The sequence below is a fragment of the Kosakonia oryziphila genome (assembly GCF_900094795.1).
In the GTDB taxonomy this organism is placed as follows: Bacteria; Pseudomonadota; Gammaproteobacteria; order Enterobacterales; family Enterobacteriaceae; genus Kosakonia; species Kosakonia oryziphila.
On the sequence record NZ_FMBC01000075.1, the window covers coordinates 1 to 14,908 of the forward strand.

At 52.8% G+C, this 14,908-nt stretch carries 14 protein-coding genes and 1 tRNA gene; 11 read left to right on the top strand and 4 right to left on the bottom strand.

Going from position 1 to position 14,908, the window contains the following annotated elements:
- Positions 1-71 precede the first annotated feature (71 nt).
- Together GA0061070_RS23020 and GA0061070_RS23025 are read left to right on the top strand one after the other, a co-directional pair.
- Positions 72-920 (top strand): DUF3289 family protein, encoded by an 849-nt coding sequence (locus tag GA0061070_RS23020; RefSeq protein ID WP_090138726.1) that lies wholly within the window; start codon positions 72-74, stop codon positions 918-920.
- Positions 904-1,383 (top strand): DUF943 family protein, encoded by a 480-nt coding sequence (locus tag GA0061070_RS23025; RefSeq protein WP_090138728.1) that lies wholly within the window; start codon positions 904-906, stop codon positions 1,381-1,383. The genes GA0061070_RS23020 and GA0061070_RS23025 overlap by 17 nt, the downstream gene beginning before the upstream one ends.
- Positions 1,384-1,627: 244 nt before the next feature.
- Here GA0061070_RS23025 and ligB read toward each other — a convergent pair whose 3' ends face one another.
- The gene (gene ligB / locus GA0061070_RS23030) at positions 1,628-3,355 is read right to left on the bottom strand and encodes an NAD-dependent DNA ligase LigB (RefSeq protein WP_208598201.1); all 1,728 of its coding nucleotides are present in this window, start codon (positions 3,353-3,355) and stop codon (positions 1,628-1,630) included.
- A gap of 258 nt (positions 3,356-3,613) precedes the next feature.
- Between ligB and gmk the strand changes: the two genes are divergently transcribed.
- The 7 genes from gmk (at position 3,614) to GA0061070_RS23065 (ending at position 12,828) form a co-directional block, all read left to right on the top strand.
- Positions 3,614-4,237, top strand: coding sequence for a guanylate kinase (gene gmk, locus GA0061070_RS23035; RefSeq protein ID WP_090138730.1), 624 nt, complete (start codon positions 3,614-3,616; stop codon positions 4,235-4,237).
- A gap of 54 nt (positions 4,238-4,291) precedes the next feature.
- The gene (gene rpoZ, locus GA0061070_RS23040) at positions 4,292-4,567 is read left to right on the top strand and encodes a DNA-directed RNA polymerase subunit omega (protein WP_007369481.1); all 276 of its coding nucleotides are present in this window, start codon (positions 4,292-4,294) and stop codon (positions 4,565-4,567) included.
- An 18-nt stretch (positions 4,568-4,585) separates the two neighbouring features.
- Positions 4,586-6,706 carry a bifunctional GTP diphosphokinase/guanosine-3',5'-bis pyrophosphate 3'-pyrophosphohydrolase gene (gene spoT / locus GA0061070_RS23045; protein ID WP_090138732.1) on the top strand — a complete coding sequence of 707 codons (2,121 nt, stop codon included), beginning with the start codon at positions 4,586-4,588 and terminating at the stop codon, positions 6,704-6,706.
- Between the two features lie 4 nt (positions 6,707-6,710).
- Positions 6,711-7,400, top strand: a complete 690-nt coding sequence (trmH, locus tag GA0061070_RS23050; protein ID WP_090138734.1) for a tRNA (guanosine(18)-2'-O)-methyltransferase TrmH — start codon at positions 6,711-6,713, stop codon at positions 7,398-7,400.
- Positions 7,401-7,403: 3 nt separating this feature from the next.
- Positions 7,404-9,485, top strand: a complete 2,082-nt coding sequence (recG, locus tag GA0061070_RS23055; protein WP_090138737.1) for an ATP-dependent DNA helicase RecG — start codon at positions 7,404-7,406, stop codon at positions 9,483-9,485.
- 124 nt (positions 9,486-9,609) lie between these two features.
- Positions 9,610-10,995: a nucleobase:cation symporter-2 family protein gene (locus GA0061070_RS23060; protein WP_090138739.1), complete on the top strand. Its 1,386-nt coding sequence runs from the start codon at positions 9,610-9,612 to the stop codon at positions 10,993-10,995.
- Between the two features lie 120 nt (positions 10,996-11,115).
- Positions 11,116-12,828: an AsmA family protein gene (locus GA0061070_RS23065; protein WP_090138741.1), complete on the top strand. Its 1,713-nt coding sequence runs from the start codon at positions 11,116-11,118 to the stop codon at positions 12,826-12,828.
- 83 nt (positions 12,829-12,911) lie between these two features.
- Here GA0061070_RS23065 and GA0061070_RS25840 read toward each other — a convergent pair whose 3' ends face one another.
- Positions 12,912-13,040 (bottom strand): hypothetical protein, encoded by a 129-nt coding sequence (locus tag GA0061070_RS25840; protein WP_279616109.1) that lies wholly within the window; start codon positions 13,038-13,040, stop codon positions 12,912-12,914.
- A 340-nt stretch (positions 13,041-13,380) separates the two neighbouring features.
- Between GA0061070_RS25840 and GA0061070_RS23070 the strand changes: the two genes are divergently transcribed.
- Together GA0061070_RS23070 and GA0061070_RS26090 are read left to right on the top strand one after the other, a co-directional pair.
- Positions 13,381-13,475: transfer RNA gene (locus GA0061070_RS23070), tRNA-Sec, on the top strand.
- Between the two features lie 293 nt (positions 13,476-13,768).
- The gene (locus GA0061070_RS26090) at positions 13,769-13,936 is read left to right on the top strand and encodes an RNase A-like domain-containing protein (RefSeq protein ID WP_425256071.1); all 168 of its coding nucleotides are present in this window, start codon (positions 13,769-13,771) and stop codon (positions 13,934-13,936) included.
- A 37-nt stretch (positions 13,937-13,973) separates the two neighbouring features.
- Here the strand turns inward: GA0061070_RS26090 and GA0061070_RS26095 are convergent, their stop codons facing one another.
- Positions 13,974-14,495, bottom strand: coding sequence for a heparin lyase I family protein (locus tag GA0061070_RS26095; protein WP_090138743.1), 522 nt, complete (start codon positions 14,493-14,495; stop codon positions 13,974-13,976).
- A gap of 80 nt (positions 14,496-14,575) precedes the next feature.
- A partial coding sequence (locus GA0061070_RS23080; protein WP_139109825.1) for an IS3 family transposase occupies positions 14,576-14,908 on the bottom strand: 333 nt, incomplete at its 5' end.

The window sequence follows — 14,908 nt, forward strand, 5'->3', positions numbered from 1 at the left end:
ACTCCCGCCAGTCGCCGCGTATTATTCCCTGTGAAGACTTCAACGGACGATTACACAAGGAATGTATCAAGATGACCGCCTTACAGTTTCCCTGTACTATTTTTCAAACGCAAAACCGGATGGACGACTACAGCGCTAAAGATATGCGCTGCGGCGATTTATCAGAATCACAGTTAAAAACGCATTTTCATTTGCTGGATGTTTCCACCAGAGCCAACCCTTACACCCTGACGAAAATTACTCCATTCACTCAGCCACAGTCAGCGTTTCATGGCTCCCGTGGAGAAGGGGAAAAGATCACCCGGCAACAATGCGCCAATATCTTGTTTGATGAATTCCGCGATTTATCGCGCCTGTTCTCAATTTATGGCCCGTACAAACGCCTGATCGAAAAGATGATCACCCATATGCAGTACGGTAATGGCAAACCGTTCACCAGTATGCACCTGGACGGTGCCTTGAAGGAGCATATTCTCAATGACAGGACTGAGAACAGTACGTTGTCAAAAATAAAAAACGCTTTAATCGAGAATATTGATTGGACAAATAATACCTATCCAACAGATAACAAAGGGAAACTAAGAGGGGCGATACTTGATGGTAAATTGCCTAAATTCGACCGATTTCAGGATAATATTAACGGGATGGGTATTACAGTTCACGATACATGGGCAACCCACATCATCTTAAAATCACTGCATATTAGTAACGATAGTTATCGGGCAGTGGTACATTACAAAGCACAGGATCACTTCGGCTTAGATGTTGAGGATATTGCCAGGCTAAAATTTAACGTCTTTCGTTTTTTCCGTATCTGGTTTGTGTTGCAACGATGCAATACGTTTGCTTTTAAACCCTTTATGACCAATATGGAAGCCACCGTAGAAATTACAGGAAACCGTAATGACAGCAAAAAGTAAAAAAACGTTTTACGTGCTGCTATTAGTTGCACTGGGAATTTTCGGTTATTGCTTTTGGTTACCACTGCGTCCGATTGATATTGTTGCAGTTCATCATAGAGAGTATGGATTCAGTTCTATTTTAGTAAGAAACTTCCCTTTTACCGATAAAGATAAAATCGGTTGGTGGCTAAAAAACAAGGATATGTTGAAAGGGAAATATGATATTCCTAAACCTGAGAAAGATGGTTCTTTTACTATTACTTTCTGGCTATTTGGTGAGGGATATAAAGAAAATGATGGTTATGACAGGCTATGCTTTAATGATATACCGCCACCGCTAAACTGTATTGATAAAGATGCTGTTTTCTCTGTCAGTAACAGCAAGAATTTGGGTACGATCTTTACAACATATGATGGAAAATATCAGCTACAAAAAAACGGCGATATAGTTAAGTTCACAGATGAATTCGAGTTTAAATAACCCCCTGCCCGTAATGTAGTAAAATCCCCAAGAGGCTATCTCGACGGAGAGAAAAGCGGCAACGCCTTACCGCCTGCCTCAACTCCTTTCTGTAAGGCGATTGCGTGTAAGGCAACGTGATGACCGATTTTGCCGCAATCCTTGAGTATTATCCCCTACCGCTGGCAGCCAAACATCTTGACTGTGAATGTAAGTATCCCTGCAAAACGAACCATTCATAATCACTGGTCTTCCGACATACTGATTATGTCCCGGTGAAGGGATCGCTATGCATAAAGCCGGATTCACCGACCACGGTAAATCCTTGTACTTTCTGTTTCGCCAGCCAGTCTGCCAAAGATGTCACTTCAGGCAGACTCAACCAACGCCGTATCTGCCGGGCACGCTCTGCCCCTACGCCTGGCAACGCAAGCCATTGTTGTTCCGTCTTACCGATAAGTTCTTGCCAAAGGCTGATGCCCTGCGCATTTAATGCAGCCTGGGGTAAGGGAATGCCTAACGCATTAACCCAACGGATAAAAGGATATTGGCGTACCACGTTAAAACGATGCCAAAGCTTTAGCCCGCGAGCGGGAGAAATACCGGGCGTCGCCTGTAATTGCTCCTTTGTTAATGCCAGCCAGGAAAAGAGATGTTCGAAATGATGTGTCTGATGCAACATCCGCCAACCACTTTCTCCCAGCCCCTCGATCCCCAGTGCATTTGCAGAACTAAGCCAAACCAGTCGGGCAATAAACTGTTCATTGCACTCTGCCGAGGTATAAAAGCAGCTGAGCGATGAAAAAAGCGGATCTGGCGGAACCGGTTTTTCGCGGACAAGGCTGCGCCAGACCACACGGTTAAGACGAGGGATACCCTGCCCGGCAAGGCTCACGGAAACCTGATCGCCCGGTGCAATATCTAGTTCCTGCCAGTGCCGGACGGAACCAAGATTTACCCTCTGGACGCGTTTATCGTCCAGTTTCACAGGTTCAAGCTGTGCAACAACGGCAATTTTCCCGGTGCGCCCAACGGCAAACTGAATATCTTTTACGCTGGCGACCTCCTCTACCGGATCATATTTCCATGCCACCACCCAGTCACCTTGTCCAGGCAACCATGCCTTGCCCTGAGGTTCATCCCCCGAACGAACGACGATACCATCTGTCACGAAGGGCAAAGGGGAGGTAAACCAGCGGGCACGTAAACGTTCCACATCCCGCACAGTATTAACCGGCACGCTGTAATCAAGCACCTCGCTAAATCCGTTCTTACTCAGCACAACCAACCGTTGTGCCAGCGCCGTCGGACCATCCGGCCATGCCCAGACAAAAAAACCTATTTCCCGCAACAGATCTGGAGTGTCGCGGCGCATCATCGCACCCGCAACCCTGGCCCGGGCATTTACGCCGCCCGATTGTTTCTGGATATGGTTTTCACGGCGCAGAAAGAGTTCACCCTGCAAAACGCTGTTCTCCAGCTCACCGCTAACATTGTTGGGAATCGCCGGGATCGCGAGGGCTTTTGCCGTCCAGTCCTCGCCCGCCAGTCCATTTCCACGGCTGATAGCCTGTACCAGTTTGCCCTGGCGGTAGACCAGCGTGAGCGCTACACCATCCACTTTTGGCTGTACCCAGAGATCTTTTTTCCCTGACATCCACTGTTGCAACACCTGCATATTCGCCAGTTTGCGCACACCGGTATGTGCAACCGGATGAGTGGTATTACCGCCTGGCGCTATTGATGGATTGGAGGATATTTCGAGCGAAAAGCATCGCTGCCAATAGGCAAGCCGGTCGTTGAGCCTGTCGTAAACATCATCGCTGACATCGCTTGCTCCCGATTTCCAGTACGCCTCATTCCACTGCGCAAGCTGCTGCTGCAAACGACCTACTTCTTCCTGCGCCCGCGAAGGCGACCAGACGGGGCAAGTTGCAAAGCTGAATACGCTCCATAGCAACAGACAAATTGCGGCTCCGGCGCTTCTCCACATAAATATTTCTCCCTTTTGATAGCGCAATCCTTATAACGCCATGAGGGAACAGCTTTCGAGCAATAAACAGAGCGGTTGCGAGGCAGGTTCCGGAGATTCGCTACGACGGTGAAAATTTGCAAACAAAACAGGAAAGCGGGCCGCAAAATGCCATACTGAGAGGGAAAAAGTGTGACAAATGCTACGTCACGTAGCGCTGATGTGTATAATAGGCACGTATGTAAGTTTCCTTTCGCAATTCACATACAAAAGACTCTCATGGCTCAAGGCACGCTATATATAGTTTCCGCTCCTAGCGGCGCGGGTAAATCAAGCCTCATCCAGGCTTTGCTGAAAACCCAACCGTTATACGACACTCAGGTTTCTGTTTCGCACACCACGCGCGCACCGCGGCCGGGTGAAGTGCACGGCGAACACTATTTTTTTGTTAATCATGACGAATTTAAATCCATGATTCATGATGACGCGTTTCTTGAGCATGCCGAAGTATTTGGCAACTTTTACGGCACTTCCCGCGCCGCCATTGAGCAAGTACTGGCGACCGGCGTGGATGTGTTCCTGGATATCGACTGGCAGGGCGCGCAGCAAATTCGCCGCCGCATGCCGCAGGCGCGCAGCATCTTTATACTGCCGCCATCAAAACTGGAGCTGGATCGCCGCCTGCGTGGACGCGGTCAGGATAGCGAAGAGGTAATTGCAAAGCGGATGGCGCAGGCCGTTGCGGAAATGAGCCATTACGCGGAATATGATTACCTGATTGTGAATGATGATTTCGATACCGCTCTGGGCGATCTGAAAACCATTATTCGCGCCGAACGCCTGCGTATGAGCCGCCAGAAGCAGCGACATGACGCTTTAATCAGCAAACTATTGGCAGACTGAGCCTGGTTTCAGTATCATGCCCAGTCATTTCTTCACCTGTGGAGCATTTTAAGTATGGCACGCGTAACTGTTCAGGACGCTGTAGAGAAAGTAGGTAACCGTTTTGACCTGGTGCTGGTCGCCGCGCGTCGCGCTCGTCAGATGCAGGTTGGCGGTAAAGATCCGTTAGTACCGGAAGAAAACGATAAAACCACCGTTATCGCGCTGCGCGAAATCGAAGAAGGTCTGATCAACAACCAGATCCTCGACGTGCGTGAGCGCCAGGAGCAGCAAGAGCAGGAAGCCGCAGAACTGCAGGCCGTTACCGCCATTGCTGAAGGTCGTCGTTAATTAACCTGCAGGTCACCCTTGTATCTGTTTGAAAGCCTGAATCAACTGATTCAAAACTATCTGCCTGAAGATCAAATCAAACGTCTCAGGCAGGCGTATCTCGTTGCACGTGACGCTCACGAGGGCCAGACACGTTCAAGCGGTGAACCCTATATCACGCACCCGGTAGCGGTGGCCTGTATTCTGGCCGAGATGAAACTCGACTACGAAACGCTGATGGCCGCGCTGCTGCATGACGTGATTGAAGATACCCCAGCCACTTACCAGGATATGGAACAACTGTTTGGCAAAAGCGTTGCCGAGCTGGTGGAAGGGGTATCCAAACTTGATAAACTCAAGTTTCAGGACAAAAAAGAAGCGCAGGCCGAAAACTTTCGCAAAATGATCATGGCGATGGTGCAGGATATCCGCGTCATCCTGATCAAACTGGCCGACCGCACCCATAACATGCGTACGCTTGGCTCGCTTCGCCCGGATAAGCGTCGCCGCATCGCCCGTGAAACCCTCGAAATCTATAGTCCGCTGGCGCACCGTTTAGGTATTCACCACATCAAAACCGAGCTGGAAGAGCTGGGTTTCGAAGCGCTGTACCCGAACCGCTATCGCGTGATTAAAGAAGTGGTGAAAGCCGCGCGCGGCAACCGCAAAGAGATGATCCAAAAAATCCTCTCAGAAATCGAAGGGCGTTTACAGGAAGCGGGCATTCCCTGCCGCGTCAGCGGGCGTGAAAAGCACCTCTATTCCATCTATTGCAAGATGGTGATGAAAGAACAACGCTTTCACTCAATCATGGATATTTACGCTTTCCGCGTTATCGTCCATGATCTGGATACCTGCTACCGCGTACTGGGCCAGATGCACAGCCTGTACAAACCGCGTCCCGGCCGCGTGAAAGACTACATCGCCATTCCGAAGGCGAACGGCTATCAATCCCTGCATACCTCAATGATTGGTCCGCATGGTGTACCGGTAGAGGTGCAGATCCGTACTGAAGATATGGATCAAATGGCGGAAATGGGGGTTGCAGCGCACTGGGCCTATAAAGAGCACGGCGAGAGTAGCACCACCGCGCAAATCCGCGCCCAGCGCTGGATGCAAAGCCTGCTGGAGCTGCAACAGAGCGCCGGTAGCTCGTTTGAATTTATCGAGAGCGTTAAATCTGATCTCTTCCCCGATGAGATTTATGTTTTCACCCCGGAAGGCCGCATTGTCGAGCTGCCTGCTGGTGCGACACCGGTGGATTTTGCCTATGCGGTACACACGGATATCGGCCACGCCTGCGTCGGCGCACGCGTTGACCGCCAGCCGTATCCGCTGTCGCAATCGCTCGCCAGCGGCCAGACGGTAGAGATTATTACCGCGCCGGGCGCCCGCCCGAATGCCGCCTGGCTGAACTTTGTCGTCAGTTCAAAAGCGCGCGCGAAAATCCGTCAGATGCTGAAAAACCTCAAGCGCGACGACTCGGTAAGTCTCGGTCGCCGCCTGCTAAATCATGCACTGGGTGGCAGCCGCAAGCTGGCCGAAATTCCGCAGGAGCATATTCAGCGCGAGCTTGAGCGAATGAAGCTGGCGACGCTTGACGATCTTTTGGCTGAAATCGGCCTTGGCAACGCCATGAGCGTCGTGGTTGCGAAAAACCTGCAACAAGGGGAAGCGGTGCAAACCGCGCCAACGCCGTCCAGTTCCAGCGGAAACGGTCATTTGCCGATTAAAGGCGCAGATGGCGTGCTGATCACCTTTGCCAAATGCTGTCGTCCGATCCCTGGCGACCCAATTGTCGCCCACGTCAGTCCCGGGAAAGGGCTGGTTATCCACCATGAGTCCTGCCGTAATATCCGTGGCTACCAGAAAGAACCCGAGAAGTTTATGGCTGTGGAGTGGGATAAAGAAACCGCGCAGGAATTTATCACCGAAATCAAGGTGGATATGTTCAACCATCAGGGAGCGCTGGCCAACCTCACGGCGGCAATTAACACGGCCTCATCCAACATTCAGAGCCTGAATACGGAAGAGAAAGATGGCCGCGTGTACAGCGCTTTCATCCGGCTGACGGCGCGCGATCGCGTCCATCTGGCGAATATCATGCGTAAAATCCGCGTGATGCCGGATGTGATAAAAGTCACCCGCAACAGAAACTAATTGTATGAATTCTCAACGTTATGCGCGTATTCGCGAAATGCTCGCCAGACGTCAGCCCGATCTGACAGTTTGCATGGAGCAGGTTCACAAGCCTCATAACGTCTCTGCTATTATCCGCACTGCGGACGCCGTCGGCGTACATGAAGTCCACGCAGTCTGGCCGGGTAACCGCATGCGCACCATGGCCTCCTCCGCCGCAGGCAGTAATAGCTGGGTGGAGGTGAAAACACACCGTACTATTGGCGATGCTGTCGGCGTGCTGAAAGCGCGCGGCATGCAGGTGCTCGCCACGCATCTCTCAGACAAAGCGGTCGATTTTCGCGAGATCGACTACACGCGCCCGACCTGCATTCTGATGGGCCAGGAGAAAACCGGGATCACACAAGAAGCGTTGGATCTGGCGGATCAGGACATCATCATTCCGATGATCGGCATGGTGCAATCGCTTAACGTTTCCGTGGCCTCTGCATTAATTCTGTATGAAGCGCAGCGTCAGCGGCAAAACGCCGGTATGTACCAGCGCGAAAACAGCATGCTGCCAGATGAAGAGCAGCAGCGCCTGCTGTTCGAAGGGGGTTACCCGGTGCTGGCGAAGGTCGCGAAACGTAAAGGGCTACCTTACCCGCACGTCAATTCGGAAGGTCAAATCGAAGCCGAGCCCACATGGTGGGCCACTATGCAGGCGGCAGGATAACCGATGAAAGGTAAGCTGCTCGACGCGGTGCCCTTAAGTTCGCTGACTGGCGTCGGCGCAGCGCAGAGCAGCAAACTGGCGAAAATCGGCCTGCACACCGTGCAGGATCTGCTGCTTCATCTGCCGCTGCGTTACGAAGATCGCACCCAGCTTTACCCTATTGCCGACCTGCTGCCGGGCATCTACGCCACGGTGGAAGGCGAAGTGCTGAACTGCAATATCAATTTCGGCGGTCGCCGGATGATGACCAGCCAGATCAGCGACGGTTCCGGCATCCTCACCATGCGCTTTTTCAACTTCAATGCGGCGATGAAAAACAGCCTCGCCACTGGCCGCCGTGTGCTGGCCTACGGTGAAGCAAAGCGCGGGAAGTATGGTGCGGAGATGATCCACCCGGAATACCGCGTTCAGGGCGATCTCAGCACTCCCGAATTACAGGAAACGCTTACGCCGGTTTACCCCACCACCGAAGGGATTAAGCAGGCGACATTGCGCAAACTGACCGACCAGGCACTGGAACTGCTGGCGACCTGCGCCATCAGCGAATTGCTGCCGCCTGAGCTGGCACAAGGCATGATGAGCCTGCCGGAAGCGCTGCACACGCTGCATCGCCCGCCGCCGTCGTTGAAGCTGGCCGAACTCGAAGCGGGTACGCATCCAGCGCAGCGTCGTTTGATCCTTGAAGAATTGCTGGCGCATAACCTGAGTATGCTGGCTCTGCGCGCCGGGGCTCAGCGCTATCATGCGCAGCGGCTCGTTGCCAAAGATGAACTAAAGCAAGGCCTGCTGGCGTCACTACCGTTTAAACCAACCGGCGCACAGACGCGGGTCGTGGCGGAGATCGAGCGCGATATGGCGCTGGATATCCCAATGATGCGCCTGGTACAGGGCGATGTCGGCTCCGGTAAAACACTGGTTGCCGCACTGGCCGCGTTACGGGCAATCGCCAACGGTAAGCAGGTGGCGATGATGGCTCCGACCGAACTACTGGCTGAGCAGCACGCCAACAATTTCCGTAACTGGTTTGCGCCGCTCGGTATCGAAGTGGGCTGGCTGGCGGGAAAACAAAAAGGGAAAGCGCGCCAGGCCCAGCAGGATGCTATTGCTAATGGCGAAGTGCAGATGGTAGTTGGCACGCACGCTATTTTCCAGGAGCAGGTGCAGTTTAACGGCCTCGCGTTGGTGATTATCGATGAGCAACACCGCTTTGGTGTCCACCAGCGCCTGGCGCTGTGGGAGAAAGGCCAGCAGCAGGGTTTCCATCCGCACCAGTTAATCATGACGGCCACCCCGATTCCGCGCACGCTGGCGATGACCGCCTATGCCGATCTCGATACGTCGGTTATCGACGAACTGCCGCCGGGCCGCACACCGGTAACCACCGTCGCTATTCCGGATACGCGCCGCAACGATATTATCGATCGCGTGCGCAACGCCTGCATTGACGAAGGCCGTCAGGCATACTGGGTATGCACACTGATTGAAGAGTCCGACTTACTGGAAGCGCAGGCGGCGGAAGCCACCTGGGAAGAGCTGAAGCTCGCGCTGCCAGAGCTGAATGTCGGGCTGGTGCATGGCCGCATGAAGTCAGCGGAAAAGCAGGCAGTCATGCAGGCGTTCAAACAGGGTGAGCTGCATCTGCTGGTCGCCACCACGGTCATTGAAGTCGGCGTGGATGTACCCAACTCCAGCTTGATGATTATCGAAAACCCGGAACGGCTCGGCCTTGCGCAACTCCACCAGCTACGCGGGCGTGTGGGGCGTGGCGCGGTAGCCTCGCATTGCGTATTGCTCTACAAATCCCCGCTCTCAAAGACAGCGCAAAAACGCTTACAGGTGCTACGCGACAGCAACGACGGTTTTGTTATTGCGCAAAAGGATCTGGAAATTCGTGGCCCCGGCGAGTTGCTCGGCACCCGCCAGACCGGTAATGCGGAATTCAAAGTCGCCGACCTGCTGCGCGACCAGGCGATGATCCCGGAAGTTCAGCGCGTCGCCCGCCATATTCACGAGCGTTATCCGCAGCTTGCCGCGGCATTAATCGAACGCTGGATGCCGGAAACAGAACGCTACTCCAACGCCTGAATTTCAGGACCTTATCCGGTAGACAGAACCCCCTTTAGGAAAGTGTGTTTTTAACATGGCAACCGTTTGCTTTTACCAAACAGTCCGATAAAATCAGCGCTTTTCCATCAGGGGATTGTCTGAGATGTCCTTAAACACTATCGAGTCCGAAAATGCGCAAACGGTTGCGCACACTCACCCCAGCGAGCTGATCTATCGCCTTGAAGACCGCCCGCCGCTGGCGCAAACCCTGTTTGCCGCGCTGCAACACCTGCTGGCGATGTTTGTTGGCGTGATTACGCCCGCGCTGCTGATCTGCCAGGCACTGGGGTTACCGGCTCAGGACACTCAGCACATCATCAGCATGTCGCTGTTCGCCTCTGGCGTCGCTTCCATCATTCAGATTAAAGCCTGGGGCCCGGTGGGTTCCGGTCTGCTGTCGATTCAGGGGACCAGTTTCAACTTCGTTGCGCCGTTGATTATGGGCGGCACGGCGCTAAAAACCGGCGGTGCGGATGTGCCAACCATGATGGCTGCGCTGTTCGGCACCCTGATGCTGGCAAGCTGTACCGAAATGGTTATCTCGCGCATTCTGCCGCTGGCACGTCGCATTATTACCCCGCTGGTCTCTGGCGTGGTGGTGATGATTATCGGCCTGTCGCTGATCCAGGTTGGCCTGACTTCCGTCGGCGGCGGTTTTGCCGCGATGGGCAACCACACCTTTGGCGCGCCGAAAAACCTGCTATTGGCGGGCGTGGTGCTGGCAATCATTATTCTGCTCAACCGTCAGCGTAATCCGTACCTGCGTATTGCTTCGCTGGTGATCGCCATGGCGGTCGGTTATGTGCTGGCGCTGTTTATGGGCATGCTGCCGGAATATAGTGCGCCAGCGAATGCCTTTATGGTGCCAACACCGCTCTATTATGGCCTGAGCGTTGACTGGAACCTGCTGCTGCCGCTGATGCTGGTGTTTATGATCACTTCGCTGGAAACCATCGGCGACATCACTGCCACCTCTGATGTTTCTGAGCAGCCCGTTGCCGGCCCGCTGTACATGAAACGCCTGAAAGGCGGCGTGCTGGCGAACGGCATCAACTCATTTGTTTCGGCGGTATTCAACACTTTCCCGAACTCCTGCTTTGGTCAGAACAACGGCGTCATTCAGTTGACCGGCGTTGCCAGCCGCTATATCGGTTTCTTCGTGGCACTAATGCTGGTTGTGCTGGGTCTGTTCCCGGCAGTCAGCGCTTTCGTTCAGCAGTTGCCTGAGCCAGTGCTCGGCGGCGCAACGCTGGTCATGTTCGGTACGATAGCCGCTTCCGGCGTACGTATCGTCTCCCGCGAGCCACTGAACCGCCGCGCGATTATGATTATCGCGTTGTCGCTGGCGGTGGGCCTTGGCGTTTCCCAGCAGCCGCAGATCCTGCAATTCGCGCCGGACTGGCTGAAAAATCTGCTCTCCTCCGGCATCGCCGCAGGCGGTATCACCGCAATTGTATTGAATCTGATTTTTCCGTCAGAGAAAAACTGATCGCGCCACGGTAGCCGGGCTTACCGGCTGCCTCTGTCATCTCCTTTCATCATTCCGCCCTTGAGCATTGCGCATAAATCGTGCATAACTGCCTGATTGACACTTCGGGGATGGAAGATCATGAAATTTCTTGGAAAGCTGCTATTCGTTGTCATTATCATCCTGCTACTGGCGATAGTGGCCGCCTGGTTCCTGCTGCAAACGCGCTGGGGCGCGACTCAGGTCAGCAACTGGGTGAATAACAACAGTGACTATCACCTCACCTTTGACGTGATAGAACATCGTTTCTCCTCGCCTTCCCATGTGTTACTGAAAAATGTCAGTTTCGGTCGTAAAGGTAACCCGGCGACGCTGGTTGCTAAAACGGTGGATATTGGCCTGAGCAGCCGCCAGTTGACCGATCCGCTGCACGCCGACACCATTTTATTGCAGGATGGCACGCTCAATTTCTCTCCATCTGCCGCACCGCTTCCCTTCCAGGCCGATCGTCTGCAACTCAATAATATGGCGTTCAATAGCCCGACCACGGGCTGGGATCTGAGCGCGCAACGGGTAATGGGCGGCGTCTCGCCCTGGCAGCCGGTGGCCGGCAATGTGCTGGGCAGTAAAACGCAAATCCAGATGAGCGCCGGTTCGCTGACATTAAACGGCGTTCCGGCCAGCAACGTGCTTATTCAGGGCAGTATCGACAAAGATGTTGTTACCCTGACGACTATCGGCGCGGATATGGCGCGCGGCTCGCTGACCGGCGATGCGAAACGCACTGCCGATGGCGGCTGGGTGGTGAATAACCTGCGCCTGAACGACATTCGCCTGCAAAGCGATAAAACCCTGCTCGATTTCTTCAATCCGCTGACCACGCTGCCATCATTACAGATTGGCCGTGTCGACGTGACGGATGCGCGTTTACAGGGGCCGGGCTGGGCGGTTACCGACCTCAATCTGAGCCTGAGCAATTTGACGCTGATTAAAGGCGACTGGCAAAGCGAAGACGGCAGGCTGTCGATGAACGCCAGCGAGTTTATTTACGGCTCGCTGCACCTGTTCGACCCGATCCTGAATGCCAACTTCTCTGCGCAGGGAATTACGCTACAACAGTTCACCTCGCGCTGGGAAAACGGCATGGTACGCACCTCCGGCAACTGGTATCGCGCGGGCCATGCGCTGGTGCTCGACGACGCCGCGTTTGCCGGGCTGGAGTACACGCTGCCGGAAAACTGGAAGCAACTGTGGTTAGACGATCTGCCGTCGTGGCTGAACACGGTAACGCTGAAAAAATTCAGCGCCAGCCGCAACCTGGTGATTGATATCGATCCGACGTTCCCGTGGCAGCTCACCGCTCTGGATGGTTATGGCGACAACCTGCAACTGGTGCGCGAAGGGAAATGGGGCATATGGGGCGGTAGCGCTAAACTGAATGCCGCTGCGGCAACATTCAACCGCGTCGACGTGCGCCGCCCGTCGCTGGCGCTGAATGCCAACAGCAACATGGTCAACATTACCGAGCTGAGTGCGTTCACCGACAAAGGGTTGCTGGAGGCGAAAGCCGTGGTCTCGCAAACGCCGGATCGCAACGTTAATGTCAGCCTGAACGGACGCGGCGTACCACTGAATATCCTCCAGGAGTGGGGCTGGCCAGCGTTACCCATTAGCGGCGATGGCAATCTGCAACTGACCGCCAGCGGCAGCGTACGAGCCGATGCGCCGCTGAAGCCGAGCGTCAACGGAGAGTTATCTGCGGTTAATGTACAGAAACAGCAGGTAAAACAGAGTATGCACGGTGGTGTGGTATCAGGCGGTATGGTTGCACCTCCGGCTGAGCCTGCTCCCTGAGGCCCGGCCAGCAACAACATCCCCTGCGGGGAATCACCTGCCGGGCCATCACCCGGCAATGTCCTTCAAAGCATAATTGCACTTCATTGTCCTGTGGTGTAATCACCACACCCAGCTTGCTGCCCCTGCACATCGGCAATCTGCGCGATATTGCGCAGACACAGCGTCCAGTTACGCCCTGCACCATCAAACCAGCAGTCGCGCAGGCTCATAAAGTCGTGGCACTGTTTATGCCAGGCTGTACGTCGTTATGCCACAAGTGCGCCCAGCATCCTTCCGGCAGTGAAATTGCACAAAAAGCGGTTTCACACGTTGTAAGCGATTGGTTTTCAGCCGGGTATTGCGATTTCTTGTTATCAATTTGCCTTTATTCTTTTCTGTGCTCGCTCCCCTTTCACCGGAGTGAAGCAGCTAAGTAATGGAAAAGATAAGGATTTATCTTAAACAGACGATTTTTCTGGCTGCACAATGAGAAAAATTCTGATGGAGGTATGTGGTAAATGACTGAAAGTAGCTATAATGCGCCCCGCCTCCATGTAGCAATGCAGGCGCGGAAGATCATCATCTCCGGTGAGGTGGCTGGACTTCAAATCCAGTTGGGGCCGCCAGCGGTCCCGGGCAGGTTCGACTCCTGTGATCTTCCGCCAAAGTTCCTCCACACCCATCCGAGAAAGTCTAAAAAAACCTCAATTTTCAATATAGTTATCAAATCACTCATCCGTAACAGTCTGACAAGTTCTCCCTGAATCCATGAAAAATATGTATAGTGATGTGTATAGATTTTTTATACGCATTTTTGACCTATACACATGGCACTGACAGACATACAAATCAAACGAGCAAAGCCCCGGGACAAGCCATACACATTGAACGACGGGCAAGGCCTGTCAAAACTGACAGCCAGTTTCTTGTCAGGTTTAAGCAAAATAAACGGCTTGTGATGTCTTCAACGTTTAAGAATTTAAACGTCGCTGAGACAGTTATTTCACACGTACGCTATACCAATCGCGCAAATATAAAATCCTTGTCTGGCGGCGGAAAACGAGGGATGCGCCTCACCATTAATTATTCGGCAGGCCAGGAGATCGGTTACGGGTATGTACGGTAAGGACTGTCCCTGGGAGGGGGTATCTCCCAGGTTTAATTCAGCGTATTTGTTTAATAAAAAGTCTGTCAAGGTAATGTTTTAATGCATGTTTCGGCATACCTCTGTTATAAACCCCCCATTTAAAATAGTTGGTAGAATCATCAAGTGTTCTGCCTGTAAACTCTGTTACCCCCTGACTATTCTGATTGTATTGATCTTTGGAGAAAGTCTGGATGTCCCCATTATAGGTTAATTGTAACTTTCCGGTATCCTTATCCCGAGATAACAAAATCCTGATATGAATGTCGAACCAGTTTTCAAATTCAAAATAACCTGACCATATAACTATCCATTTCCCTTCATAGTTTGAGTGAATTAAATCAATTCTATTCCCTAACACACGAAACAAAAAAGGATAGTTTTGCGTATGCGGTGGTCTTGACTTCCACTGGAATATAACATAATCACCGAATTCTGCGACATTGTTGCTTTCAGGTAACTTGCTACTCCATGAAATATCATATATCTGACCTTCATCCCATGACTCATATGATGAATATGGTGATTCGTTAAGCCTTATGCCGTTAGATTCACATCTGTAATTATTATCATCCGAAGGTTTATCTACTAACCATACGTTACTGAATCGCCACGGATAATCTAGACACTTCTGAGCCGTTGATAATACTGGTTTTCATATTCTGTCGGTGACATCTGATTGCTCGAACCATGCCGACGCTTACTGTTATAAAACATTTCGATGTAATCGAAAATATCGCTGCGGGCTTCTTCCCGTGTTCCGTAGATCTTTTTCTTTATCCGTTCGCGTTTCAGCAACTGGAAAAAGCTTTCTGCAACCGCATTATCGTGACAGTTACCGCGACGGCTCATGCTGCCCTCCAGGCCGTGTGATTTCAGGAATGACTGCCACTCATGACTTGTGTACTGACTGCCCTGATCTGAATGAACCATCACCTGTTTTAGAGGATTACG

Excerpts from the sequence above, each read along its gene's own strand:
- GA0061070_RS25840 (WP_279616109.1), bottom strand. The coding sequence starts at position 13,040 with ATGAGCCTGCGCGACTGCTGGTTTGATGGTGCAGGGCGTAACTGGACG.
- trmH (WP_090138734.1), top strand. The coding sequence starts at position 6,711 with ATGAATTCTCAACGTTATGCGCGTATTCGCGAAATGCTCGCCAGACGT.
- ligB (WP_208598201.1), bottom strand. The coding sequence starts at position 3,355 with ATGTGGAGAAGCGCCGGAGCCGCAATTTGTCTGTTGCTATGGAGCGTA.
- gmk (WP_090138730.1), top strand. The coding sequence starts at position 3,614 with ATGGCTCAAGGCACGCTATATATAGTTTCCGCTCCTAGCGGCGCGGGT.
- GA0061070_RS23060 (WP_090138739.1), top strand. The coding sequence starts at position 9,610 with ATGTCCTTAAACACTATCGAGTCCGAAAATGCGCAAACGGTTGCGCAC.
- GA0061070_RS23020 (WP_090138726.1), top strand. The coding sequence starts at position 72 with ATGACCGCCTTACAGTTTCCCTGTACTATTTTTCAAACGCAAAACCGG.
- GA0061070_RS26090 (WP_425256071.1), top strand. The coding sequence starts at position 13,769 with ATGTCTTCAACGTTTAAGAATTTAAACGTCGCTGAGACAGTTATTTCA.
- GA0061070_RS23065 (WP_090138741.1), top strand. The coding sequence starts at position 11,116 with ATGAAATTTCTTGGAAAGCTGCTATTCGTTGTCATTATCATCCTGCTA.
- rpoZ (WP_007369481.1), top strand. The coding sequence starts at position 4,292 with ATGGCACGCGTAACTGTTCAGGACGCTGTAGAGAAAGTAGGTAACCGT.
- recG (WP_090138737.1), top strand. The coding sequence starts at position 7,404 with ATGAAAGGTAAGCTGCTCGACGCGGTGCCCTTAAGTTCGCTGACTGGC.
- GA0061070_RS23025 (WP_090138728.1), top strand. The coding sequence starts at position 904 with ATGACAGCAAAAAGTAAAAAAACGTTTTACGTGCTGCTATTAGTTGCA.